Origin of the sequence: Micromonospora sp. NPDC005553, assembly GCF_042871765.1 — a bacterium.
Taxonomy (GTDB): domain Bacteria; phylum Actinomycetota; class Actinomycetes; order Mycobacteriales; family Micromonosporaceae; genus Micromonospora.
The window spans coordinates 247,919-272,009 of record NZ_JBIAJD010000004.1; the positions used below are offsets into that span (position 1 = coordinate 247,919).

Genomic DNA, 24,091 nt, shown 5'->3' on the forward strand with positions numbered 1-24,091 from the left:
CCCCGCCGCGGACTGCCCCGCCCGCGGACTGCCCTGCCGCCGTTGGCCGTCAGGCCCAACGGCTAGCCAGGGACGAGCGCTGGAACCACATCCGCTAATCAGCCTGATGTCTGTGAGTCATCGTGATGACTCACAGACATCACGCTCATCGGAGTGAGGCCCTCCAGGTCACGCGCTCGGCGATTCTGGGGCGCGCGGATCGCGCTGCAAGTCGCCGACCTGCCGCAGCGGGATCGCGGGCATCGCGCCCGTGGTCCACGATGCCGGGATGGCATCGACTCGCCTTGTCGCCCTGCTTGATGCTGACGCGCGGCATCAACGACAGCTGCGCGACCTGAGCCAGCGTCAATGGGCCGCGTGGGCCGCGTGGGCCGCGTGGGCCGCGTGGGCCGCGTGGGCCGCGTGGGCCGCGTGGGCCGCGTGGGCCGCGTGGGCCGCGTGGGCCGCGTGGGCCGAGTTGGCCGAGGTCGACCAGGCCGCGGTGGCCGGTTCGAACGCGGCCGATCACTCTGCCGCGACCCCGCGACGTGAAAGAGAGCCCGAGTGGAGCTTTGCCTCCGGGTCGCCCGACGCGCCGTCGGGCGCGCGGGGCGACCGGGCGGCGCGGGCACACCAAGACGTTGAATGTTATCGATAACACCGGACGGTGGCCCGGCTTCGCGTCGGGTGGGTCGCCCTCCGGGGGCGCTCAGCCAAGAGCCAGCATGGTCGTCGATGGCTGTCGGGCGGACCCGAGCACGCGACCGTGACGCCTCGGGAATGTTATCGCTGCCATCATCTCCGGGGGAGAAGTGGCCGCTATCGGACGGCGATGTCGCAATGTGCGGCGGACCAGACCTGTCACGTCGCCCTGTGGCGGCTCTCCGGGCGGCGTTCGTACCCGGCGCGGGCCTCAATCGTCAGATGGCTGCCGCAGTTGAGGGCGAAATGGTGGTTCTGCGCCGGTTCGTTATCTACCCTCCCGAGTCGGTCCGCCTTTGGCGTTCCGTTACGGAGCTGTTGCGGGTAGATGTCTTGACGAGGCTGGATGTGAGCGTTAACACTATCCCCGTTAACGGTGGAGGTGAACATGAACCGTGTGGACGGAGCTGACGACCGCTACGTCGTCGGTGTCGACTATGGCACCCTGTCCGGGCGAGCTCTGGTGGTCCGTGTCGGCGATGGTGCCGAGTTGGGGACCGCGGTGCACGAGTACGGCGATGGCGTGATCAGTACGGCTCTCCCGGGAGGCCGAACGCTGCCCCCGGACTGGGCCCTGCAGAACCCGCAGGACTACCGCGACGTGCTGAGGTACGCCGTCCCGGCGGCACTGTCCGCCGCGGGGGTGGACCCGGCGGCGGTGGTCGGCATCGGCATCGACTTCACCGCCTGCACCGTGCTGCCGACGCTCGCCGACGGCACCCCGCTGTGCGAGACGCCCGAGCTGCGCGACCGACCGCACGCCTGGGTGAAGCTGTGGAAGCACCACGCCGCGCAGCCGCACGCCGACCGGATCAACGCGCTCGCCCACGAGCGGGCCGAGCCGTGGATCGGCCGGTACGGCGGCAAGATCTCCGCCGAGTGGCAGTACGCCAAGGGCCTGCAGCTCCTGGAAGAGGACCCGGAGGTCTACGACCGGGCCGAGCGCTTCATCGAGGCCGCCGACTGGATCGTCTGGCAGCTCTGCGGCACCGAGACCCGCAACGTCTGCACGGCCGGCTACAAGGGCATCCTGCAGGACGGTCACTACCCCTCCGAGGGCTTCCTGACCGCTCTCAACCCCAACTTCGGCGACTTCGTGGCCAAGCTGGACGGCCCGTTGCTGCCCCTCGGGGCCCGGGCCGGCGCGCTCACCGCCCAGGCAGCCGCCTGGACCGGCCTGCCGGAGGGGATCGCGGTGGCCGTCGGCAACGTCGACGCGCACGTCACCGCGGCGTCCGCGCAGGCGGTGCAGCCCGGTCGGCTGGTCGCCATCATGGGCACCTCGACCTGTCACGTCGTCAACGGCGCGGAGGTCGCCGAGGTGGCCGGCATGTGCGGTGTGGTTGATGGGGGCATCAGCCCCGGCGCGTGGGGTTACGAGGCCGGGCAGAGCGGTGTCGGTGACATCTTCGGCTGGTTCGTCGAGCACGCCGCCCCGGCTGGCGTCGATTCGCACGAACGCCTCACCGAGCTGGCCGCGAGTCAGCCCGTCGGCGCGCACGGCCTGATCGCGTTGGACTGGTGGAACGGCAACCGTTCCCTGCTGGTCAACCACGACCTCAGCGGAATGATCGTCGGCATGACCCTGGCCACCCGGCCGGCGGACATCTACCGGGCCCTGCTGGAGTCCACCGCGTACGGCACCCGAATGATCATCGAGGCGTTCGTCGACGCCGGAGTCCCGGTGAACGACCTGGTGATCGCCGGTGGTCTGACCAACAACGCGCTGCTGATGCAGATCTACGCCGACGTGACCAGGCGACCGCTGAACATCATCGCCTCGGCGCAGGGGCCGGCGCTGGGCTCGGCGATCCACGCCGCCGTCGCCGCCGGCGAGTTCCCCTCGATCCACGAGGCGTCGCAGGCCATGGGTCGGGTGCACGAGGCCGTCTACCGTCCGGACCCCGAGCGGGCCCGCGCCTACGACGCCCTCTACGCCGAGTACCGGACGCTGCACGACCACTTCGGTCGTGGCGGCAACGACGTCATGCTCCGCCTGCGGGCGATCCGCAACGCGGCGGTCGAGACCGCCGAGACCACCCACGATGCCCCGTTGGAGGTGGTGGCGTGAACGCCGAGGTGACCCGACAGATCGCCGAGCTACGCGAGACCGTGGCCCGCCTGCACGCCGAGCTGACCCGGTACAACCTGGTCGCCTGGACGTCCGGCAACGTCTCCGCGCGGGTCCCCGGCCAGGACCTGATGGTGATCAAGCCGAGTGGGGTGAGCTACGACGACCTCACCGCGGCCACGATGGTGGTGTGCGACCTCGACGGCGTTCTCGTCGAGGGCGACTTCGCCCCGTCCAGCGACACCGCCGCCCACGCCTACGTCTACCGGGCCATGCCCGAGGTCGGTGGGGTCGTGCACACGCACAGCTCGTACGCGACCGCCTGGGCCGCGTGTGGGGAGTCGATCCCCTGCCACCTCACCGCCCAGGCCGACGAGTTCGGTGGGGAGATCCCGATCGGCCCGTTCGCGCTGATCGGCGGTGACGACATCGGCAAGGGCATCGTCGCCACGCTCGCCGGGCACCGCTCGCCGGCGGTGCTGATGCGCAACCACGGCGTGTTCACCATCGGCCGTGACGCCCGCGCGGCGGTCAAGGCAGCGGTCATGTGCGAGGACGTGGCGCGTACCGCGCACCTGGCCCACACCCTCGGGCAGCCGGTCCCGATGGCGCAGGCCGACATCGACTCGCTCTACGACCGCTACCAGAACGTCTACGGCCAACAACCAGTCGCACCGACGGGTTCCTGACCCTGCACCGAAGACCCGGGACCCGTCGGTCTGCACCACGACGCACCAGCACGCACCACCCGCGTACGCCGCTTCTCGCACCTCTGCGGTCGGCGCGGTTACCCACCACATCCAGCCAAGGAGATTCGATGGGAAAGATGCGAACGCAGTCCGTTCGGTGGCGCGCTGCCGCGGTCCTCGCCAGCGTGCTGCTGGTCGGCGGCGTGGCGGCTTGTGGCAACAGTGACACCGGCGGTGGCGGTGGCACCAAGGACGACGGCAAGATCACGATGGGCTTCTCCCAGGTCGGTGCGGAGAGCGGATGGCGTACCGCCAACACCATCTCGATCAAGGAGGCCGCCACGGCGGCCGGCATCGAGCTGAAGTTCGACGACGCGCAGCAGAAGCAGGAAAACCAGATCAAGGCGATCCGCAACTACATCCAGCAGAAGGTCGACGTGATCGCCTTCTCGCCGGTGGTGGAGTCCGGGTGGGACACCGTGCTCAAGGAGGCCAAGGACGCCGGCATCCCGGTCATCCTGACCGACCGCTCGGTGGACTCGGCCGACAAGTCGCTGTACAAGACCTTCCTCGGCTCGGACTTCGTGAAGGAGGGCCGGCTCGCGGGCGAGTGGCTGGTCGAGCAGAAGAAGACCGCCTCGGGTCCGGTGAACATTGTCGAGCTGCAGGGCAGCACCGGCGCGGCGCCGGCGAACGACCGCAAGAAGGGCTTCGGTGAGGCGATCGCCGCCAACCCGAACCTGAAGGTCATCGCCTCTCAGACGGGTGACTTCACCCGCGCCGGCGGCAAGCAGGTCATGGAGCAGTTCCTCAAGGCCAACAAGCAGATCGACGTGTTGTTCGCGCACAACGACGACATGGGCCTGGGCGCGCTCGAGGCGATCACCGCCGCTGGCAAGGTGCCGGGCAAGGACATCACCATCATCACGATCGACGCTGTCAAGGACGGCATGCAGGCTCTCGCCGACGGGAAGTTCAACTTCATCGCGGAGTGCAGCCCGTTGCTCGGCCCGCAGCTGATGGACCTGGCCAAGAAGGTCAAGGCCGGCGAGACGGTGCCTGCTCGGATCGAGACCGAGGAGACCACCTTCACGACCGAGCAGGCCAAGGAAGCTCTGCCCAACCGCAAGTACTGATCGACGACGGGGTCGCCGCGTTCGCGTGGCGGCCCCGCCGCGTCGCTTCCCTACCCGAAACGGACCGGGCTTGGCCCGCGACGACCCCCGTACCACGCCCGCCCGAGCGTCCCCCACGGACGACCGGGCGGGCGTGGCGGGAGCGTAGCGGCCCTTCCGTGTCGAGAACCCAGAAGAGGTCTGATGGGATGACGGATAGCCGTCCGGTCCTGACGATGACCGGGATCAGCAAATCCTTCCCCGGGGTGCGCGCACTCCATGACGTCAACTTCCGGCTCTTCCCCGGCGAGGTGCACGCCCTGATGGGCGAGAACGGCGCCGGCAAGTCCACCCTCATCAAGGTGCTCACCGGCGTCTACGACACCGACGAGGGCGCGATCACCCTCGACGGCGAGGCCGTGTCGTTCACCGGTCCGATGCAGGCGACCGCGGCCGGTGTGAGCACCGTTTTCCAGGAAGTCAACCTCTGCACCAACCTCTCGGTGGCGGAGAACATCTTCATCGGCCGGGAGCCCCGGGTCTTCGGTGCCGTCCGCTGGGGTGAGGTTCGCCGCCGGGCCCGAGACCTGCTCTCCCGCCTCGACCTCGACCTCGACGTCAGCGCGCCACTCGGCTCGTACTCGCTCGCGATCCAGCAGATGGTCGCCATCGCCCGCGCCATCGACATCAAGGCCCGGGTGCTGATCCTGGACGAACCGACGTCCAGCCTCGACGCCAGCGAGGTGGCGCAGCTGTTCCGCATCATGCGGCAACTGCGCGACGAGGGCATCGCCATCCTGTTCGTGACCCACTTCCTCGACCAGGTCTACGAGATCGCCGACCGGATCACCGTGCTGCGCAACGGCGGGCTCGTCGGCGAGTACCTCACCACCGAGCTGCCCCAGCTCTCCCTGGTCGAGAAGATGATCGGCAAGGAGCTCGACGTCCTGGAGGGCATCGAGGAACACTCCCGGCGGGACCTGGCCGCGCTGGAGGAGGGCACCCCCCTGGTGGCGGTGTCGAACTTCGGTCGGGCGGGGGCGGTCGAGCCGTTCAGCCTCACCATCCACGCTGGCGAGGTGGTGGGCCTGGCCGGCCTGCTGGGCTCGGGGCGTACCGAGGTCGCGCGGTTGTTGTTCGGCGCCGACCGGAGCGACGGCGGCCAGGTGGCGATCGACGGCACGGCGAGCAGCCTGCGCACCCCCGCGCAGGCCATCGACCACGGCGTGGGCTTCTGTTCGGAGAACCGCCGGGCCGAGGGGATCGTCGCGGACCTCTCGGTCCGCGAGAACATGATCCTCGCGATGCAGGCGGCCCGTGGCTGGCTGCGGCCCATTCCGCGTCGCCGCCAGGACGAGCTGGTCGACAAGTACGTCAAGGCCCTCAACATCCGGCCCGCCGACCCGGAGGTGCCGGTCCGCAACCTCTCCGGCGGCAACCAGCAGAAGGTGCTGCTGGCCCGGTGGCTGATCACCGAGCCGCGACTGCTGATCCTCGACGAGCCGACCCGGGGCATCGACATCGGCGCGAAGACCGAGATCCAGAAGCTCGTGACGCAGCTGTCCGACGGGGGCATGGCGGTGCTGTTCATCTCCGCCGAGCTGGAGGAGGTGCTGCGCCTCAGCCACAAGGTGGCCGTCATGCGGGACCGGCAGATGGTCGCGCAGCTCGCCAACGACGAGAGCCTGGACGCCGACCGCGTCATGCAGACCATCGCCAGCGGATCCCACCGGGAGGAGGCAGACCGATGAACGACACCATGAGCCGCTATCGGACGATGATGGGTCACCGGCTGTTCTGGCCCGCCGCCGTGCTGTTCGTCATGCTCGCCGCGAACACGATCTACCGGCCCGGGTTCCTGTCCGTCGAGCTCAAGGACGGGCACCTGTACGGCACGCCGGTCGACATCCTTCGGCTGAGCGCACCGCTGATCCTCGTCGCGCTGGGCATGACCCTGGTCATCTCCACCGGCGGCATCGACCTGTCGGTGGGCTCGCTCTGCGCGATCAGCGGCGCGATCGCCTGCATGTACATCAGCAAGCAGCCCGACCAGAACAGCCTTGGCGTGGTGGTGACCGCCCTCGCGATGGCGATGGGCGTCGCGCTCGTGCTCGGCGCCTGGAACGGGGTGCTGGTGGCCGTGATCGGGATCCAACCGATCATCGCCACCCTGATCCTGATGGTCGCCGGCCGAGGTCTCGCCCAGCTGATCACCGAGGGTCAGATCATCACCATCAACTCCGAGCCGTACCGGGCGATCGGCCTGGGCCACGCGTTGACGCTGCCGCTGGCCATTTTCATCGCGCTCGCCGCGGCCCTGCTCGTCGCCGCGTTCACCCGTCGCACCGCACTCGGCATGATCATCGAGTCGGTGGGCGGCAACGCCATGGCCAGCCGGCTCGCCGGCATCCGGTCCGGCCGGGTCATCTTCCTGGCGTACGTGATCAGCGCCGCGTGTGCCGCGGTCGCCGGTTTCATGATGACGGCGAACGTCTCCAGCGCCGACGGCAACGCCGCCGGCCTCTGGGTCGAGCTGGACGCGATCCTCGCTGTCGTCATCGGCGGTACGTCCCTCGCGGGCGGCCGGTTCTTCCTGAGTGGCACGATCATCGGCGCGCTGATCATCCAGACCCTGACCACCACGGTGTACGCCATGGACATCTCGCCGCAGACCTCGCTGCTGTTCAAGGCGGTCGTCGTCATCGCCGTCTGCCTCATCCAGGCGCCGGCCTTCCGGGCCCGGTTCAGCCGACGTAGGCGCAACGTCCCGCCGCCCGCCACCATCGCCGACAAGCCGAAGGAGCAGGTGCCGGCATGACCACTGGAACGCTTACCGCCGGTCGTACCCGGTTCCGGCTGCCGAGGAAGCAGATACCGGTCCTGGCGACGCTCGCCCTGCTGCTGGTGATGTACGGCATCGGCGTCTCGCAGTACACGGCGTTCTCCAACGTCCAGGTCATCTTCAACGTCTTCATCGACAACGGCTTCCTGCTCGTCGTCGCGGTGGGCATGACCTTCGTGATCCTCACCGGGGGCATCGACCTGTCGGTCGGTTCGGTGGTCGCGATGACGGCGATGGTGTCGGCCGCGCTGCTGCAGGACGGCATGCCGGCGGCGCTGGTGCTGGTCATCGCCCTGCTCATCGGCCCGACGCTCGGCCTGTTGATGGGCTGCGTCATCCACTTCTTCGAGATCCAGCCGTTCATCGTGACGCTCGCCGGGATGTTCTTCGCCCGGGGCATGTGCACCTTCATCTCCGGCGCGTCGATCCCGATCACCGACGGGTTCTGGACCTCGATGTCGCAGGAGCGGATCGGGGACCCGCGGGGCAACTTCGTGTCGATCAGCGTGCTGATCGCCTTCGTGGTGGTCGTCATCGCCGCGTACGTGCTGGCCTACACCCGGCTGGGACGCAACGTGTACGCCATCGGCGGCAACCCGCAGTCGGCGCTGCTGATGGGCCTGCCGGTCGGGCGGACCCGGATCGCCGTCTACACGATCAGTGGTCTGTGCTCGGCCATCGGCGGGATCCTGCTGTCCTTCTACACCCTCTCCGGCGCGCCGCTGATCGCCGTGGGGATGGAGCTGGACGTCATTGCCGCCGTCGTCATCGGTGGCACTGTGCTCACCGGCGGCGCGGGTTACGTCTTCGGCACGGTGCTCGGCGTGCTGGTCCTCGGCGTGATCCAGACTCTCATCACCTTCGACGGGAGCCTCAACTCCTGGTGGACCAAGATCGTGATTGGCGGTCTGCTCTTCGCGTTCATCCTGCTTCAGCGCCTCATCGGAATCCGTTACAAGTGACCGCCCCTCTCGCGGAAGGCAACTCCATGGCACCACACACCGAACCCGAGATCTGGTTCCTCACCGGCAGCCAAGGCATGTACGGCGAGGAGACGCTCCGCCAGGTGGCCGAGCAGTCTCGCCAGATCGCGGCCGCGCTCGACGACTCGCCGCAGATTCCCGCCCGCGTGGTCTGGAAGCCCGTCCTGACCAACAGCGGTGAGATTCTGCAGGTCTGCCGGGACGCCGCCGCTCAGGGTGCCGTCGGGGTCATCGCCTGGATGCACACGTTCTCGCCGGCCAAGATGTGGATCTCCGGTCTGGACGCGTTGCAGACACCGCTGCTGCACCTGCACACCCAGGCCAACGTTCTGCTGCCGTGGAACGACATCGACATGGACTTCATGAACCTGAACCAGGCCGCCCACGGCGACCGCGAGTTCGGGTACATCCAGACGCGTCTCGGCGTGGCCCGCAAGACGGTGGCCGGGCACGTCAGTGACCCGCGAGTGACCAGTCGGGTCGGGGCGTGGGCCCGCGCCGCGCTGGGCTGGTCGGCGATGCGGTCGCTGCGCCTGGCCCGCTTCGGTGACAACATGCGCGACGTCGCGGTGACCGAGGGCGACAAGGTCGAGGCCGAGCTGCGGTTCGGGGTCTCGGTCAACACCTACGGGGTCAACGACCTGGTCGAGGTGGTCGGCGAGGTCACCGACGCGCAGGTGGACGACCTGGTCAAGGAGTACGAGGACACCTACCGCATCGTCGGCGCGCTGCTGCCCGGCGGCGAGCAGCACGACTCCCTGCGGTACGCCGCGCGCCTGGAGCTGGGCATGCGCGCCTTCCTGGACGCCGGTGGTTTCCGGGCCTTCACGACGAACTTCGAGGACCTCGGTGGGCTGCGTCAGCTTCCGGGCATCGCCGTGCAGCGGCTGATGGCGGACGGCTACGGCTTCGGCGGTGAGGGCGACTGGAAGACCTCGGTCCTGGTCCGCACCCTCAAGGCGATGTCGGTGGGCGTGAGCGGCGGCACGTCGTTCATGGAGGATTACACCTACGACCTCACCCCGGGCAACGAGTTGGTGCTGGGCGCCCACATGCTGGAGGTCTGCCCGACCATCGCCTCCGACGTGCCCAACGTGGAGATCCATCCGCTGAGCATCGGTGGCCGGGAGGACCCGGTCCGGTTGGTGTTCGACGCCGCGGCCGGTCCGGCCGTGGTGCTCGGGCTGGCCGACATGGGGGAGCGCTTCCGGCTCGTGGCCAACGAGATCGACGTGGTGGCCCCGCCGCAACCACTGCGCCGGCTGCCGGTTGCCCGTGCCGTCTGGCGTCCGCGCCCCGACCTGCCGGTCTCGGCCGAGTCGTGGATCACCGCGGGCGCCCCGCACCACACCGTCCTGTCGCAGGCGGTGGGCGTGGAGGAGCTGCACGACCTGGCGGAGATGAGCCGCACCGAGCTGGTCGTCATCGACGCCGCCACGGAGCCTCGCCGCTTCGCCGACGAGCTGCGCTGGAACCAGGCCTACCACCGGCTGGCTCGCGGCTTCTGATCAGCGCGGCCTGACGGCCCCCCTCGACACGGGTGGTCCATCCCTGCCTGCGGGCTGGGTGGACCACCCGTTCGCGTGTGGTCCTGGCAGCGACGCGAGGCGGCTGTGTTACGGCTTGACTAACAGCATGTTATCGCTCACAGTCTATAGCCAAGATGGTCGATGTCTTTGGCTGTCCGGCCACGCGCGCTCCCCACCTCTCCCGGTTTCGGCATCTCGTCGCCGTCACTGTCGGGCTGGCGGTGTTAGCGATCACATGGTCGGGCTCGGTCAGATCGGCGCCCCGCCCGGTGCCGCGGACGCCGACCCAGATCGCTCGGTTCGCGTCAGCAGAGGAGGATCATGCTTTCCATCGGTCGGGTTCCCCGGGGTGCGCCCCGTCGGCGCGGGTGGCTGTCGAGACTTGCTGTCGCCGCGATGGCGCTGGTGGTCGGTGGCGCGGCCTCAGCCGTCGCCTCGTCGCCCGCGTCAGCGGCGACGGTCGACACCAATGCGTGGTACGTGTTGGTGAACCGCAACAGCGGCAAGGCCCTGGACGTCTACAACCTGGCGACGAACGACGGCGCGCGGATCACCCAGTGGACCCGCAACAGCGGCAACCAGCAGCAGTGGCAGTTCGTCGACTCCGGTGGTGGCTACTACCGGGTGAAGTCGCGGCTCTCCGGCAAGGTGCTGGACGTCTCGGGCTTCTCGACCGCCAACGGTGGCAGCATCGTTCAGTGGAGTGACCTCAACGGCACCAACCAGCAGTTCCGGCTTGCCGACTCCGACGGTGGCTACGTCCGGTTGATCAACCGGAACAGCAACAAGGTGATGGAGGTGCAGGGCGCCTCGACCGCCGACGGCGGCAACATCGTGCAGTACGACGACTGGAACGGCACCAACCAGCAGTGGCAGTTCGTCCGGGTCGACGGCGGGACCGACCCCACGACGCCGCCCCCCACCACGCCGCCCCCGTCGAACGGTACGTTCTCGAACCCGGCCATCTGGCAGGACTTCGCCGATGTCGACATCATCCGGGTCGACAACGTCTACTACCTGACGTCGTCCACCATGCACTACTCGCCCGGCGCGCCGGTCCTGCGCTCGTACGACCTGGTGAACTGGGAGTTCGCGGGTCACGCCGTGCCCCGGCTCGACTTCGGCTCGAAGTACGACATGAGCGGCGGTAACGCGTACGTCGACGGGATCTGGGCGTCGACGCTCAACTACCGGCCGAGCAACAGGCAGTACTACTGGGCCGGGTGCATCGACTTCGCGCAGACCCACATCTACACCGCGTCCGCCGTCGACAGCACGTGGAGCAAGCACGCCACAATCCCCAACTGCTACTACGACGCCGGCCTGCTGTTCGACGACAACGACACCCCGTACGTCGCGTACGGCAACGGCACCATCAGCGTGGCGCAGCTCTCCGCGGACGGGAAGTCCCAGGTTCGTGCCCAGCAGGTGTACCAGACGCCGTCGAGCATCGGGACGCTGGAAGGCGCCCGCTTCTACAAGCGCAACGGCGCGTACTACATCTGGCTCACCCGCCCGGCCAACGGCCAGTACGTGCTGAAGTCGACGAACGGCCCGTTCGGCCCGTACGAGCAGCGTCAGGTGCTGCTCAACCTGCCCGGCCCGATCTCCGGTGGCGGTGTGCCGCACCAGGGTGGGCTGGTGCAGACCCAGAACGGGGACTGGTACTACATGTCCTTCGTCGACGCGTACCCCGGTGGTCGGATGCCGGCCCTGGCCCCGATCACCTGGACCGGCGACGGCTGGCCCGTGCTGCAGACGGTCAACGGCGCGTGGGGCAGTTCGTACCCGAAGCCGAATCTGCCCGCCCCGCCCCGGGCGGTCAAGCCGCTCACCGGCACCGACACGTTCGCCGGCACCACGCTCGGCCCGCAGTGGGAGTGGAACCACAACCCGGACAACAGCAAGTGGTCGGTCAACAACGGCCTGAACCTGCAGACCGCCACCGTCACCGGTGACCTGTACAAGGCGCGCAACACGCTGACCCACCGCATCCAGGGTCCCACCTCGACCGCGACCATCGAGTTGGACTACTCCACCATGCGCGACGGTGACCGCACCGGCCTGGCGGTGCTGCGCAACTCGTCGGCCTGGATCGGAATCCGACGCGACAACGGCTCCACCCGGCTGGTCATGCAGAACGGTCTGACGATGGACGGCAGCTGGAACACCACAAGTACCGGCAGCGAGGTGGCGAGTACCGCCGTCTCCGGTGGCCGGATCTGGTTGCGCGCCAACGCCGACATCAGACCAGGTTCCGGCCGACAGGCACGCTTCTCGTACAGCACCGACGGGGTGAACTTCACCTCGTTCGGCAGCGCCCTGACACTGGCGAACAACTGGCAGTTCTTCATGGGCTACCGGTTTGCCATGTTCAACCACGCGACGCAGGCGCTCGGTGGCGCGGTCACCGTGCGGCGGTTCGACCTGACCACCCCGTGACACCGATCACACGACGATCGCTCTGACCGGTGGCGCTGCGACGCAGGCCTGGCGGCATGTGTTGCCCGCGCCACCGCGTCAGGTCCTCGCCGGCCTGTTCCGCGCTCTGTCCAGGAGCGAGGAACAGGCCGGCGCACCACACAAGGGCCATGTCCCGTACCGGTTGGTGCGGGATTCCGACGGCACCGCGTTGTACGGCTTCGGCGCGTCGGGCGGTCCCCGCACAGCCATGCCGTGTCCGGGGTCGTTGCTGGCGTAGACTGGCGGCGATCCAGCGCTGGTCACCTGGGATTCAGCACCGGCGTGGTGACTGAGCGAGGGGGATCGGGCCGGACCGCTCCAGTCGACGTCGACGGGCCGCGGGCCGGAGATGTAGCGGGGGGAGCGAAATGGCCGTCCACGGTCCCGCGATGACGGACGTTGCTCGTCTCGCCGGTGTCTCCCATCAGACGGTGTCGCGGGTGCTCAACGGGCACCCCAACGTCCGTGAGCAGACCCGGCTTCGGGTACGCGCGGCGATCGCCGAACTCGGCTACCGCCCCAACGGCGCGGCACGCGCCCTGGTGACCGGTCGATCGCAGGTCATCGGTGTGGTCGCGCAGAACACGACGCTCTACGGTCCGGCATCGCTGTTGGCCGCGCTGGAGCAGACCGCCGCCGAAGAGGGCTTCGCGGTCAGCGTCGGCAGCGTGCGGAACCTGGACCACCGCTCCATCTCGGCCGCCGTGGAGCGGCACCTGTCGCACCGGGTCGCCGGCATCGTGGTCATCGCCCCGGTCGAGTCGGCCGGTGAGGCGCTGGAGCGCCTGCCCAAGGATGTCCCGCTGGTCACGGTCGACGGTGACCCGAGTCGGCCGGTGCCGTTGGTGACCGTCGACCAGGTGGCGGGTGCCCGGGCGGCGACGCAACATCTGCTCGACGCCGGGCACCGCACCGTCTGGCACGTCTCCGGGCCGACCGACTGGTTCGACAGCGTGGGTCGGATCGACGGTTGGAGGCAGGCGTTGCTGGCCGCCGGGCTGGATCCGCCGCCGCCGATGCCGGGGGACTGGTCCGCGGCCTCGGGTTACCGGTGCGGGCAGATGTTGGCGCGGATGCCGGAGGTCACCGCCGTCTTCACCGCCAACGACCATCTCGCGCTGGGCGTGCTGCGGGCGCTGCACGAGTTCGGCCGACAGGTGCCGCACGAGATCAGCGTGGTCGGCTTCGACGACGTGCCGGAGGCGGCGTACTTCATTCCGCCGCTGACCACCGTCCGACCGGACTTCGACGCGGTGGCGCGAGCGAGCCTGCAGATGCTGCTGTCGCAGATCGAGTCGGGCACCAGCGGGGCGCTGCGGCAGACCATCGCCCCCGCTCTGGTCGCCCGCGAGAGCGTCGCTCCACCTCGTCACTGACCGTCGGAGCAGGCGCAGGTCGCCCCGCGTAGTGCGGGGAGCAGTCCCACCGCAGCGCGTATGGGTCCGCGCCAGCGTGCGCGAATTTCCGCCTTCCTCGTCTGATAAGACGTGACTCGATGGGTTGCAGAGTGTGACCAATCGATGTCTAGCGATGCAGAGCGGTGAAGGTATTGAACCTCGTGAAATGTCGCCGTAACATGATGGGCGTCTCTGTTAACGCTAACAAAAATTGGCACCCAACTATCGGCGTACCGACCAGAGATCGTAATCACGGGCGGGCGTCACCAACAGGAGGCTCGATGAACCGCAATGCCCGAGGTCGTCGCTGGGGGAGCGTACTGGCGGCCGGAATACTGCTCGCCGGCACCCTCGTCGGCCTCCGCGCCCCGGCGGCGCAGGCACTCGACAACGGCGTGGCGCGTACGCCCCCCATGGGTTGGAATTCATGGAACTCGTTCGGCTGCAACATCAACGAGGCGCTGATCCGGCAGACGGCTGATGCGATCGTCAGCAGCGGCATGCGCGACCTGGGCTACAACTACGTCGTGGTCGACGACTGCTGGTTCAACCCCAACCGGGACAGCTCCGGCAACATCCAGGGCGACCCCACCCGGTTCCCCAGCGGAATGAAGGCGCTCGGCGACTACCTGCACGCCCGGAACCTGAAGTTCGGCCTCTACCAGGTGCCGGTCGACAAGACCTGCGCCCAGTACTTCGGCGCCTACCCCGGCGCGACCGGCAGCCGCGGCCACGAGGTGCAGGACGCGCGCCAGTTCGCCGCCTGGGGTGTCGACTTCCTCAAGTACGACTGGTGCTCGCCCGAGGGCAGCATCAACGACCAGGTGACCACCTTCGCCAAGATGCGTGACGCGCTGGCCGCCACCGGCCGACCGATCGTCTACAGCATCAACTCCAACAGCATCCACGCCAAGACCGGCCCGCAGCGCAACTGGGGCGACGTGGCGAACATGTGGCGAACCACCGAGGACATCACCAACGCGTGGGACACCGGCCAGAGCAACGGGTACCCGATGGGCATCCAGAACATCATCAACGTGACCGTTCCGCTGGCGTCCTACGCGCGCCCGGGTGGGTTCAACGACCCCGACATGATGGAGATCGGTCGCGGTGGCATGAACGACACGGAGATGCGCAGCCACTTCGCCATGTGGGCGATCATGGCGTCTCCGCTGATCGCCGGCAACGACGTGCGGAACATGAACGCCGCCACGCAGACCATCCTCAAGAACGCCAACCTGATCGCGATCAACCAGGACTCGCTCGGGTTGCAGGGGGCGCAGGTGTCGTTCGACGGCACGCGTCGGGTGTTGGCCAAGCGGCTCGCCAACGGTGACGTCGCCGTCGCCCTCTTCAACCAGGGCGGCTCGACGACGACGATCTCGACCACGGCCGCGGCCATCGGCAAGTCCGGCTCGTCGTTCACCCTGGTCGACGCATGGACCGGCGGCACCAGCACCAGCAGCGGGACCATCAGCGCCAGCGTCCCCGCGCACGGGACCGTGGTGTACCGGGTCAGCGGTGGCGGAACGACTCCTCCGACGACGCCGCCGCCGACCACATCGAGCGCGTATGCCAGCGCCTCCTCCGGCCGCTGCCTCGACGTGCCGAACAGCAACACGACGAACGGCACACAGCCGGTCATCTGGGACTGCAACGGCGCCGCCAACCAGCGCTGGACCAGGAGCGGCCAGACCCTGCAGGCCCTGGGCAAGTGCCTGGACGCGCCGTCGAACGCCGCGGCCGGCGCCAAGGTGCAGATCTGGGACTGCAACGGCGGGACCAACCAGCAATGGGCGGTCAACGCCAACGGCACGATCAGCAACGCGCAGACCGGGCTCTGCCTGGACGTCAACAACAACGCGACGGCCAACGGCACCACGGTGATCCTCTGGACCTGCACCGCGGCGGCGAACCAGCGGTGGTCGCAGCGGTAGCCGGCCGGGGTCGCCGACCGCCGAGGTCGAGGCGGCCCACCTGATCCGACGGTGGTGCTGGTGCCCGCGGACGACAGATGTCGTCCGCGGGCATCCGTCTGTAGAGTGCTGCGGACGACCACGCTGAGTTGCCGCGTCCTGCCCCTCCGGCGGATCGGCCACATGGCTACGATCGCCTGGATGCTCCGTTACGAGACCGTGACACCGGTATTTCGGATCTGGTGTTGACGCAATCTATGTGAGCGCTAACACTACCCGAAAGATGACAGTGGGCCCCGGCAGTCGGCGGGGGAGTCCAGAGAGGAGAAGCCCGTGGGCAGGAAATTCCTGGTTGCTCTCGGCGGCGCGGCACTCGCGCTGAGTTTGGCGGCGTGCAGCGGCGGGGGTGCGGGCAGCGGTGAGAAGTCCGGCGACGAAAAGCCGAGCGACCTGACCATCGGTGTGTCGATGCCGACCCAGACGTCGGAGCGGTGGATCGCCGACGGCAACGCGGTGAAGTCGAAGCTTGAGGCCAAGGGCTACAAGGTCGACCTCCAGTACGCCGGCGACGACATCCCCACGCAGTCGCAGCAGGTCGACCAGATGATCACCCAGGGTGCGGACGTCCTCATCCTCGCGGCGATCGACGGCACCGCCCTCAGCAGCCAGCTGCAGGCCGCCGCGGCCGCGAAGATCCCGGTCATCTCCTACGACCGGTTGATTCGTGGCAGCAAGGACGTGGACTTCTACGTCAGCTTCGACAACTACAAGGTTGGCGTCGCCCAGGGCACCGCGCTGCTCGTCGGTCTCGGCCTGCTGAACAAGGACGGCTCGAAGGGCACCGCCAAGGGGCCGCTGAACGTCGAGCTCTTCGCCGGGTCGCTGGATGACAACAACACCCAGTACTTCTTCGGCGGCGCGATGGACACGCTGAAGCCGTTCATCGAGGACGGGACGCTGGTCGTCAAGTCCAAGCAGACCACCCCCGAGCAGGTAGCCATCCTGCGGTGGCAGCAGGAGACCGCGCAGAAGCGGATGGAGAACCTGCTGACCTCCAGCTACAACGACGGCTCGAAGGTCGACGGGGTGCTCTCCCCGTACGACGGCATCTCCCGCGGCATCATCACCGCCCTGCAGAACGCCGGCTACGGCAAGGGCGCGAAGAAGCTCCCCGTGGTGACCGGCCAGGACGCGGAGATCGCCTCGATCAAGCTGATCAACGACGGCGTGCAGAGCTCCACGGTCTTCAAGGACACCCGGCTGCTGGCCGAGCAGGCCGTGAACGCGGCCGAGGCCTTCCTGCAGAAGAAGGAGCCGCAGGCCAACGACACCAAGACGTACAACAACGGTGTCAAGGTCGTCCCGGCGTACCTGCTGCCGATCGCGACCGTCTACAAGGACGACATCAAGGCGACGCTGATCGACTCCGGCTACTGGACGGCGGAAGAGGTCGCCGCCGGTCAGGCCAAGAAGTAAGCCACTCGTCGGGCCCGGCGGTCACACCCGCCGGGCCCGACGCCTGGGCGTGTACCGCGTCCAGACCTGACGGAGGACAGTGACAATGGACGACACCATCCTCGAGATGCGTCGCATCACCAAGACCTTCCCTGGCGTGACCGCGCTGGAGGACGTCACCCTCGCAGTGCGCCGCGGGGAGATCCACGCCATCTGTGGTGAGAACGGCGCCGGCAAGTCCACCCTGATGAAGGTGCTGTCCGGCGTCTACCCGACCGGCTCGTACGACGGCGAGATCCTCTTCGACGGCAAGCCGATGCAGTTCCGCGGCATTCGCGACAGCGAGGCCAACGGCATCGTCATCATCCACCAGGAGCTCGCGCTGGTGCCGTACCTGTCGATCGCGGAGAACATCTTCCTCGGCAACGAGCGGCGCGGCCGCAGCGGGCTCATCGACTGGAACTTCGCCAACGCCGAAGCAGCGAAGCTGCTGGCGTCCGTCGGGCTGCACGAGAACCCCGTCACCCCGGTCATTCAGCTCGGTGTCGGCAAGCAGCAGCTGGTGGAGATCGCCAAGGCGCTGTCGAAGAAGGTGCGCCTGCTCATCCTGGACGAGCCGACGGCCGCGCTCAACGACATCGACTCGGCGCACCTGCTCGACCTGCTGCGGGCGCTCAAGGAGCAGGGCATCACCTGCATCATGATCTCGCACAAGCTCAACGAGATCACCGCCATCGCCGACTCGACCACCGTCATCCGTGACGGGCGTGCCGTGGAGACCCTCGACATGAGGTCGGACGAGGTGACCCAGCAGCGGATCATCCGCGGCATGGTCGGGCGCGACCTGGACAGCTTCTACCCCGACCGCGAGTCGTCACCCGGTGACGAGGTCCTGCGCATCGAGGACTGGACGGTGCGGCACCCGGTCCAGGACCGGATGGTCGTCGAGGGCGTCGGGCTGTCCGTACGCGCCGGCGAGGTCGTCGGCATCGCGGGCCTCATGGGCGCCGGTCGGACCGAGCTGGCCATGAGCGTGTTCGGTCGGTCCTACGGGCGCGACATCCGGGGCCGACTCTTCGTCCACGGGCGGGAGGTGCAGGCGCGCAGCGTCGCCGAGGCGATCGACAACGGCATCGCCTACGTCACCGAGGACCGCAAGCGCTACGGGCTCAACCTCATCGACGACGTGCGGCGCAACGTGTCCGCCGCCGCGCTGGACCGGCTGTCCCGCCTGGGCTGGGTGAACGGCAACGAGGAGATCAAGGTTGCCGAGACGAGCCGCAAGGAGATGAACATCCGCACGCCGAGCGTCATGGCGGTGGTCGGCAAGCTCTCCGGCGGCAACCAGCAGAAGGTCGTGCTGTCGAAGTGGCTGTTCACCGACCCGGACGTGCTGATCCTCGACGAGCCCACCCGCGGGATCGACGTCGGCGCCAAGTACGAGATCTACACGATCATCAACCGGCTGGTGGCCGCCGGTAAGGCGGTGATCGTCATCTCCTCCGAGCTGCCGGAGCTGCTCGGAATGTGCGACCGCATCTACACCCTCGCCGCCGGCCGGATCACCGGCGAGATGCCGGTGGCCGAGGCGACTCAGGAGAGCCTCATGGAGCTGATGACCAAGGACAAGGAGCTCGTCGGATGACAAGCATCAAGACCCCTTCGACGGAGCGCCCCACGCCGCCGGACAGCACGCCCACCGCCGCCCTGCACAGCGGGACGAGCGACCTGCGGGCGCTGGTGTTGAACAACCTGCGGCAGAGCGGGATCTACGTCGCCCTGGTCGTCATCGTCGCGCTCTTCGCGGTCCTGACCGACGGGGTGTTGCTGAGCCCCGGCAACATCACCAACATCGTCCTCCAGTACTCGTACATCCTGGTCCTCGCGATCGGGATGGTCATCCTGATCATCGGCGGGCACATCGACCTTTCGGTCGGATCGATCGTCGCGCTCACCGGGGCGGTCTCCGCCGTCCTGGTGATCCAGCAGGGCCATCCCTGGTGGATCGGCGTCGTGGCCGCGCTGGCCGTTGGCCTCGCGGTCGGCGCCTGGCACGGGTTCTGGGTGGCGTACGCCGGCATTCCGGCCTTCATCGTGACCCTGGCCGGCATGCTGCTGTTCCGGGGTCTGACCCTGCGGGTGCTCGACAACATCTCGCTGTCGCCGTTCCCGTCCGAGTACCAGCAGGTCGCGGCGGGCTTCCTCAACGGCCTGCTCGGTGGTGACGGCTTCGACGCCTTCACGCTGCTGATCGGCGCCATCGCTGTGGCCGGCTACGCGGTCAGCGGCTTCCGTACCCGCGTGGCGCGTATCCGCTACCAGCAGCCCGTCGAGTCGTTCCCGCTCTTCGTCGCCCGGGTCGTGCTTGTCGGCGCGGTCCTCATGTACTTCGCCTGGCAGCTGGCGCACGCCCGAGGGCTGCCGATCGTGCTGATCATCCTGGCGGTCCTGGTGCTGGTCTACGGCCTGCTCACCCGGCGTACCGTCTTCGGTCGGCAGGTCTACGCGATCGGCGGCAACCTGTCGGCGGCGGCGCTCTCCGGGGTGAAGGTCCGCACCGTCAACTTCTGGATGTTCGTCAACATGGGCTTCCTGGCGGCGGTGGCCGGCGTCATCTACTCGTCGCGGTCCAACGGCGCCCAGCCCGCCGCCGGCAACATGTTCGAGCTGGACGCGATCGCCGCTGCCTTCATCGGCGGTGCGGCGGTCACCGGCGGCGTGGGCACCGTGGTGGGCGCGATGGTCGGTGGTCTGATCATGGCGGTGATGAGCAACGGCATGCAGCTGATGGGCATCGACCAGTCGACTCAGTCGGTGGTCAAGGGTCTCGTCCTGCTCGTCGCGGTCGCCTTCGACGTCTACAACAAGCGTCGCGCCGGCACCGCCCGCTGACGTCTGCACGAAGCCGAGATGGCCCCTGACCGCGACGCGGTCAGGGGTCATCTGCGTTCCAACCGACTCCGCGATCTTGCACTTGGTGTCGACGATCTGCGGCTTATGTAGCAGAAGTCGGGACAGAAAGTGCAAGATCGACGGGGCGGTGGGGTGGGGGTGGGGCGAGTTAGTGGCAGGTGGTGGTGCCGGTGTCGGTGTAGGTCTGGCCGGCCACCGGTACGAACTGCCAGTCGTAGCTGTTGGAGTGGAGGGTGAACTTCAGTAGCCCCCACGCCGAGCTGTTACGCGCCTCGCTGTTGGGCTGGATGGTGCCGAAGCCGTAGTGGCCGGCGCCGCCCATCCCGGCGACGAAGCTGCGCAGACCCCGGCTGGAGTCGGCGCCACCGGCCGGGTTCATCGGGGCGAACCGCTCGTACACGTGGTTGTGCCCCCAGACCACGACGTCGGCGTTGTAGTCGTAGAGAGCCTGGTACAGCGGGCGCGTCGACGTCGACGGCGCGTGGTTGGAGCTGGACGTGAACAGCGGGTGGTGCCAGTACGCGATGGTGCACGGCTTGCTGCTGGCGGCCAGGTCCGCGCGCAGCCACTGCTCCTGCGTCGAGCCGGCCGACATGCTGATGTTCGAGTTCAGCGACACGACGTGCCAGTTGCCCAGGTCGAACGAGTAGTACCCGCGACCGCTCGGGCCGGCCGACGTACCGAAGTAGTTGTAGTAGCCGCTCGCGCCGGACGTGTTGTAGTCGTGGTTGCCCGGCGACGGGCGGGTGCGGGACTTGTGCCGACCCCAGGTGGGCTCGTAGTAGCTGTTGAACTGCGACGCCGTCCCGCTGTCGTAGACGTTGTCGCCGGTGGTGAAGACCGTTCCCGGGATGCTGTCGAGCAGCGTCGCTGTGGCGCTGTCGCCGGAGCCCGAGTCGGCGATGTCGCCGGCGCCGACGAAGACCGGGTCGCCCGACGGGGGCGGCGTGGTGCTGCCGGTGGTGACCACCAGTTGCGGAGCGTCAGCGCCGCTCTCGCGGGTGTCGTAGTAGGCGCCGTCACCGCTGGTCGAGGTGGCACCGAAGCTGTACGTGCCGTTGCCGGTGACAGCGGCAGTGACGTCGACCTCGTACCAGGTGTTGCCGCTGACCGCGCCGATCGTGCCGAGCGTGGCCCCGTCGATGGTCGGCTGGTTGTTCCAGGTGGTGCCGGTCTCCGACCAGGTCGTGTTGGACATCCGGCGGAACGTGCCACCGGCGTCGCTGCCGCTGTTGCCGCTGATCGTGCGCAGTCGCAGCCTGGCGCCGGTCACCGTGCCGCTGACACCGCTCACCGTGAAGCGCAGGAACGAGCGCCGCACGGGCGAGTTGTCGACCACGACCTGCGTGGACGTGCCGTAGTTGGTGGCCGCCGTGTCGCTCTGGACGTAGGTGTCGGCGACGGGCGTGAAGGTCACGCTCGCCGCGGACGCCGCGCCGGCGCCGGTCACGACGACGGCGGCGGTCGCGGCGACGATCACCGTGACCACCCCCAGCGTCACCGACGGACGGGGGAATCGAATGTCCATCCAGGACTCCTTACCTCGTGGGAAGAGCGCAAGGAATGTAGGAAGGTCGATGAGCCGGCCGGCGACGGGCGGATGAACAGTGCGTCCCGACAGGCGAACACCTCGCTGTTGGGAGCCTGTTCAACAGTCCCTCGCCCGGATGCCACCCGCGGTGCGTTGTGACTCCTCCACTGAGTACGGACGATGGCTGCCCGTCGATCAGAGGAGATGCTCGTGTACCTGTCGACCGTCTCCCGACCGGTCGCCGATGAACCCGGGTCGGGGCCTCGCCGCCGTCGGTTCACGATGGTCAGCGGCAACGTCGTCGCGCTCGGCACGGTCAGTCTGATCACCGACGTGTCGGCCGAGATGGTGGCCGCGGTCCTGCCGCTCTATCTGGTGCTGGGCCTGCACCTCAGCCCGGTGGCCTTCGGCGTGCTGGACGGCGTCCACACCGGCGCAACCGCGTTGCTGCGGGTCGTCGGTGGTTTCGCCGCCGACCGCTTCCGGCGGCGCAAGCTGATCGCCGGCATCGGGTACGCGCTTTCGGCGGTCGCGAAGCTCGGCCTGCTGCTCGCCGGCCGGTCGATCCCGGCGATCGGCGCCGTCATCGCCGTCGACCGGATCGGCAAGGGGGTGCGCAGCGCGCCGCGGGACGCGTTGATCACGCTCTCCACGCCACCGGAGGCGCTGGGTCGGGCGTTCGGGGTGCACCGGGCGATGGACAGCGTCGGCGCGTTCCTCGGGCCACTCGCCGCGTTCGCGGTCCTGCTGGTCGTCGGGCAGTCGTACGACGCGGTGTTCGTCACCAGCTTCTGCATCGCGGCCCTCGCCGTGGTGGTGCTCGTGCTCTTCGTCAGGGAGCAGCCGTCCGGCGAGGGGGTGGACGGCGGGGCGGCGGACGAGACCAACGAGGCGAAGGTCTCCGTCCGCGAGGCGTTCGGGCTGCTGCGCACAGGACCGGCTCGGCGGCTGGTGCTGGCCGCCGCGATGCTCGGGTTGGCCACCATCGGCGACGGCTTCGTGTACCTGCTGCTGCAACGCCGAATGGACCTCGGCCTGCGCTGGTTTCCGCTGCTCGCGGTGGGAACCAGCCTGGCGTACCTGCTGCTCGCCGCTCCGCTCGGCGTACTCGCCGACCGGATCGGTCGCCTGCCCGTGGTGATCGGCGGCTACACCGCCCTCGGCGCGACGTACCTGCTGCTGGCCGGCCCGGTCGACGGTTGGCCCCTGATCGCCGTGGCGCTGACCCTGTACGGCGCCTTCTACGCGGCCACCGACGGGGTCCTCATCGCGCTCGCCGGTCCGGTGCTGCCGGCGCGTCTGCGGACCACCGGAATCGCGTTGGTGCAGACCGGGCAGGCCCTCGCGTACCTCGTCTCCTCCGTGCTGTTCGGTCTGGCCTGGCAGGCATGGGGGCCGGAGAACGCGATCCGCGCGGCGGCCGTGGCCGTCGCTGGCGTCCTGGTCGGCACGCTGCTCCTGCTGGCCTCCCCGTCCCGACTCACCACCCGGAAGGTGCCCCGATGACCGCGATGTCGACCCGAGCGAAGCTCGGTGTGGTGGTCGCCTCGGCCGTGCTGCTGGGCACGGTGGCGGCCGGCTACGCCGCCAGGGCAGGGCAGGCTCCCCGGACGCCGCCACCCGCCGACGCCGAGCAGGCGGTCACCTTGACGTCCGGGCCGCGCCTGCTGGCGATCACCGACCGGCACGTCTCCACAGTCGCCGCGACCGACCCCGCCGGGCCGCGCACCGTCGCCGGCCTGGAATGCCTCCGGGTGTACGCGGCGGCCGGCACCGGGGTCTGCCTGAAGCCGGAGACCGCGTGGTCGTACCAGGTCGTCGTCCTCGACGCGACGCTGCGCCAGACGAGGGCGGTCAGTGTGCCGGGGCTGCCGAACCGGGCCCGGGTCTCGGCGTCCGGCCGGATGGTCTCCTGGACGACGTTCGTCGGTGGCGACTCGTACACCTCCAGTGGCTTCTCCACCCGCACCGGGATCCTCGACGCCCGCACCGGCACCACTGTGGCCTCGCTCGAAGAGTTCGCGATCACCCGGGACGGCCGGGGCTACCGCAACGCGGACGTCAACTACTGGGGCGTCACCTTCACCGCCGACGACAACCGCTTCTACGCGACGATGGCGACCGGGGGCAGGAGATACCTAGTCCGGGGTGACCTCGCGGCTCGTACCGTCGAGACGCTGAAGGAGAACGTCGAATGCCCGTCGCTGTCACCGGACGGCACCCGGCTCGCGTTCAAGGAGGCGGTCGACGCCGACCCGGCGAAGGCCTGGCGGCTGTCGGTCCTGGACCTGTCGAGCATGCGGGTCACCGCGACCGCCGAGGCCCGCAGCGTCGATGACCAGGCGGCGTGGCTGGACAACGGCAAGCTGGCCTACACGCTGCGCCGCGACGACGGCCAGCCCGACGTCTGGAGCGTTCCGGCGGACGGGTCCGGCACGCCGACGCTCGTCATTCCCGGCGCGGAGTCGCCGTCCCCGCTCACCTGACGGTCCCGTCCGCGGCCCCG

At 68.7% G+C, this 24,091-nt stretch carries 16 protein-coding genes; 15 read left to right on the plus strand and 1 reads right to left on the minus strand.

Features of this window, described 5'->3' with window-relative positions; translation table 11 throughout:
* The first annotated feature begins 1,069 nt into the window (after positions 1–1,069).
* From araB to mmsB, 13 genes are all read left to right on the plus strand, one after another.
* Positions 1,070–2,752, plus strand: a complete 1,683-nt coding sequence (gene araB / locus ACFYPG_RS18340; protein WP_387352979.1) for a ribulokinase — start codon at positions 1,070–1,072, stop codon at positions 2,750–2,752.
* Positions 2,749–3,441, plus strand: coding sequence for an L-ribulose-5-phosphate 4-epimerase (locus ACFYPG_RS18345; RefSeq protein ID WP_387352981.1), 693 nt, complete (start codon positions 2,749–2,751; stop codon positions 3,439–3,441). Before araB ends, ACFYPG_RS18345 begins: the two co-directional genes overlap by 4 nt.
* Before the next feature lie 128 nt (positions 3,442–3,569).
* Positions 3,570–4,577: an ABC transporter substrate-binding protein gene (locus ACFYPG_RS18350; RefSeq protein WP_387352983.1), complete on the plus strand. Its 1,008-nt coding sequence runs from the start codon at positions 3,570–3,572 to the stop codon at positions 4,575–4,577.
* A gap of 188 nt (positions 4,578–4,765) precedes the next feature.
* Positions 4,766–6,307, plus strand: coding sequence for a sugar ABC transporter ATP-binding protein (locus ACFYPG_RS18355; protein ID WP_355006879.1), 1,542 nt, complete (start codon positions 4,766–4,768; stop codon positions 6,305–6,307).
* On the plus strand, positions 6,304–7,374 hold the full coding sequence (locus tag ACFYPG_RS18360) for an ABC transporter permease (protein WP_355006878.1): 1,071 nt from the start codon (positions 6,304–6,306) through the stop codon (positions 7,372–7,374). The genes ACFYPG_RS18355 and ACFYPG_RS18360 overlap by 4 nt, the downstream gene beginning before the upstream one ends.
* On the plus strand, positions 7,371–8,360 hold the full coding sequence (gene yjfF / locus ACFYPG_RS18365; RefSeq protein ID WP_355006877.1) for a galactofuranose ABC transporter, permease protein YjfF: 990 nt from the start codon (positions 7,371–7,373) through the stop codon (positions 8,358–8,360). Before ACFYPG_RS18360 ends, yjfF begins: the two co-directional genes overlap by 4 nt.
* Before the next feature lie 26 nt (positions 8,361–8,386).
* The gene (araA, locus tag ACFYPG_RS18370) at positions 8,387–9,889 is read left to right on the plus strand and encodes an L-arabinose isomerase (RefSeq protein ID WP_355006876.1); all 1,503 of its coding nucleotides are present in this window, start codon (positions 8,387–8,389) and stop codon (positions 9,887–9,889) included.
* Positions 9,890–10,231: 342 nt separating this feature from the next.
* Positions 10,232–12,352: a family 43 glycosylhydrolase gene (locus ACFYPG_RS18375; protein WP_355006875.1), complete on the plus strand. Its 2,121-nt coding sequence runs from the start codon at positions 10,232–10,234 to the stop codon at positions 12,350–12,352.
* A 410-nt stretch (positions 12,353–12,762) separates the two neighbouring features.
* Positions 12,763–13,749 (plus strand): LacI family DNA-binding transcriptional regulator, encoded by a 987-nt coding sequence (locus ACFYPG_RS18380; RefSeq protein ID WP_355006874.1) that lies wholly within the window; start codon positions 12,763–12,765, stop codon positions 13,747–13,749.
* 302 nt (positions 13,750–14,051) lie between these two features.
* Positions 14,052–15,707, plus strand: coding sequence for a glycoside hydrolase family 27 protein (locus ACFYPG_RS18385; RefSeq protein ID WP_387352986.1), 1,656 nt, complete (start codon positions 14,052–14,054; stop codon positions 15,705–15,707).
* Positions 15,708–16,019: 312 nt separating this feature from the next.
* Positions 16,020–17,162 carry a multiple monosaccharide ABC transporter substrate-binding protein gene (chvE, locus tag ACFYPG_RS18390; protein WP_355006872.1) on the plus strand — a complete coding sequence of 381 codons (1,143 nt, stop codon included), beginning with the start codon at positions 16,020–16,022 and terminating at the stop codon, positions 17,160–17,162.
* A gap of 85 nt (positions 17,163–17,247) precedes the next feature.
* On the plus strand, positions 17,248–18,786 hold the full coding sequence (gene mmsA / locus ACFYPG_RS18395; protein ID WP_387352988.1) for a multiple monosaccharide ABC transporter ATP-binding protein: 1,539 nt from the start codon (positions 17,248–17,250) through the stop codon (positions 18,784–18,786).
* Positions 18,783–20,033 (plus strand): multiple monosaccharide ABC transporter permease, encoded by a 1,251-nt coding sequence (gene mmsB / locus ACFYPG_RS18400; RefSeq protein ID WP_387352990.1) that lies wholly within the window; start codon positions 18,783–18,785, stop codon positions 20,031–20,033. Before mmsA ends, mmsB begins: the two co-directional genes overlap by 4 nt.
* Positions 20,034–20,202: 169 nt before the next feature.
* Here mmsB and ACFYPG_RS18405 read toward each other — a convergent pair whose 3' ends face one another.
* On the minus strand, positions 20,203–21,582 hold the full coding sequence (locus tag ACFYPG_RS18405; RefSeq protein ID WP_387352992.1) for a DNRLRE domain-containing protein: 1,380 nt from the start codon (positions 21,580–21,582) through the stop codon (positions 20,203–20,205).
* Between the two features lie 213 nt (positions 21,583–21,795).
* Here ACFYPG_RS18405 and ACFYPG_RS18410 point away from each other — a divergent pair, with 213 nt between their 5' ends.
* Together ACFYPG_RS18410 and ACFYPG_RS18415 are read left to right on the plus strand one after the other, a co-directional pair.
* Positions 21,796–23,091 carry an MFS transporter gene (locus ACFYPG_RS18410; protein WP_387352994.1) on the plus strand — a complete coding sequence of 432 codons (1,296 nt, stop codon included), beginning with the start codon at positions 21,796–21,798 and terminating at the stop codon, positions 23,089–23,091.
* Positions 23,088–24,071, plus strand: coding sequence for a TolB family protein (locus tag ACFYPG_RS18415; protein ID WP_387352995.1), 984 nt, complete (start codon positions 23,088–23,090; stop codon positions 24,069–24,071). Before ACFYPG_RS18410 ends, ACFYPG_RS18415 begins: the two co-directional genes overlap by 4 nt.
* The last annotated feature ends 20 nt before the right edge of the window (positions 24,072–24,091 follow it).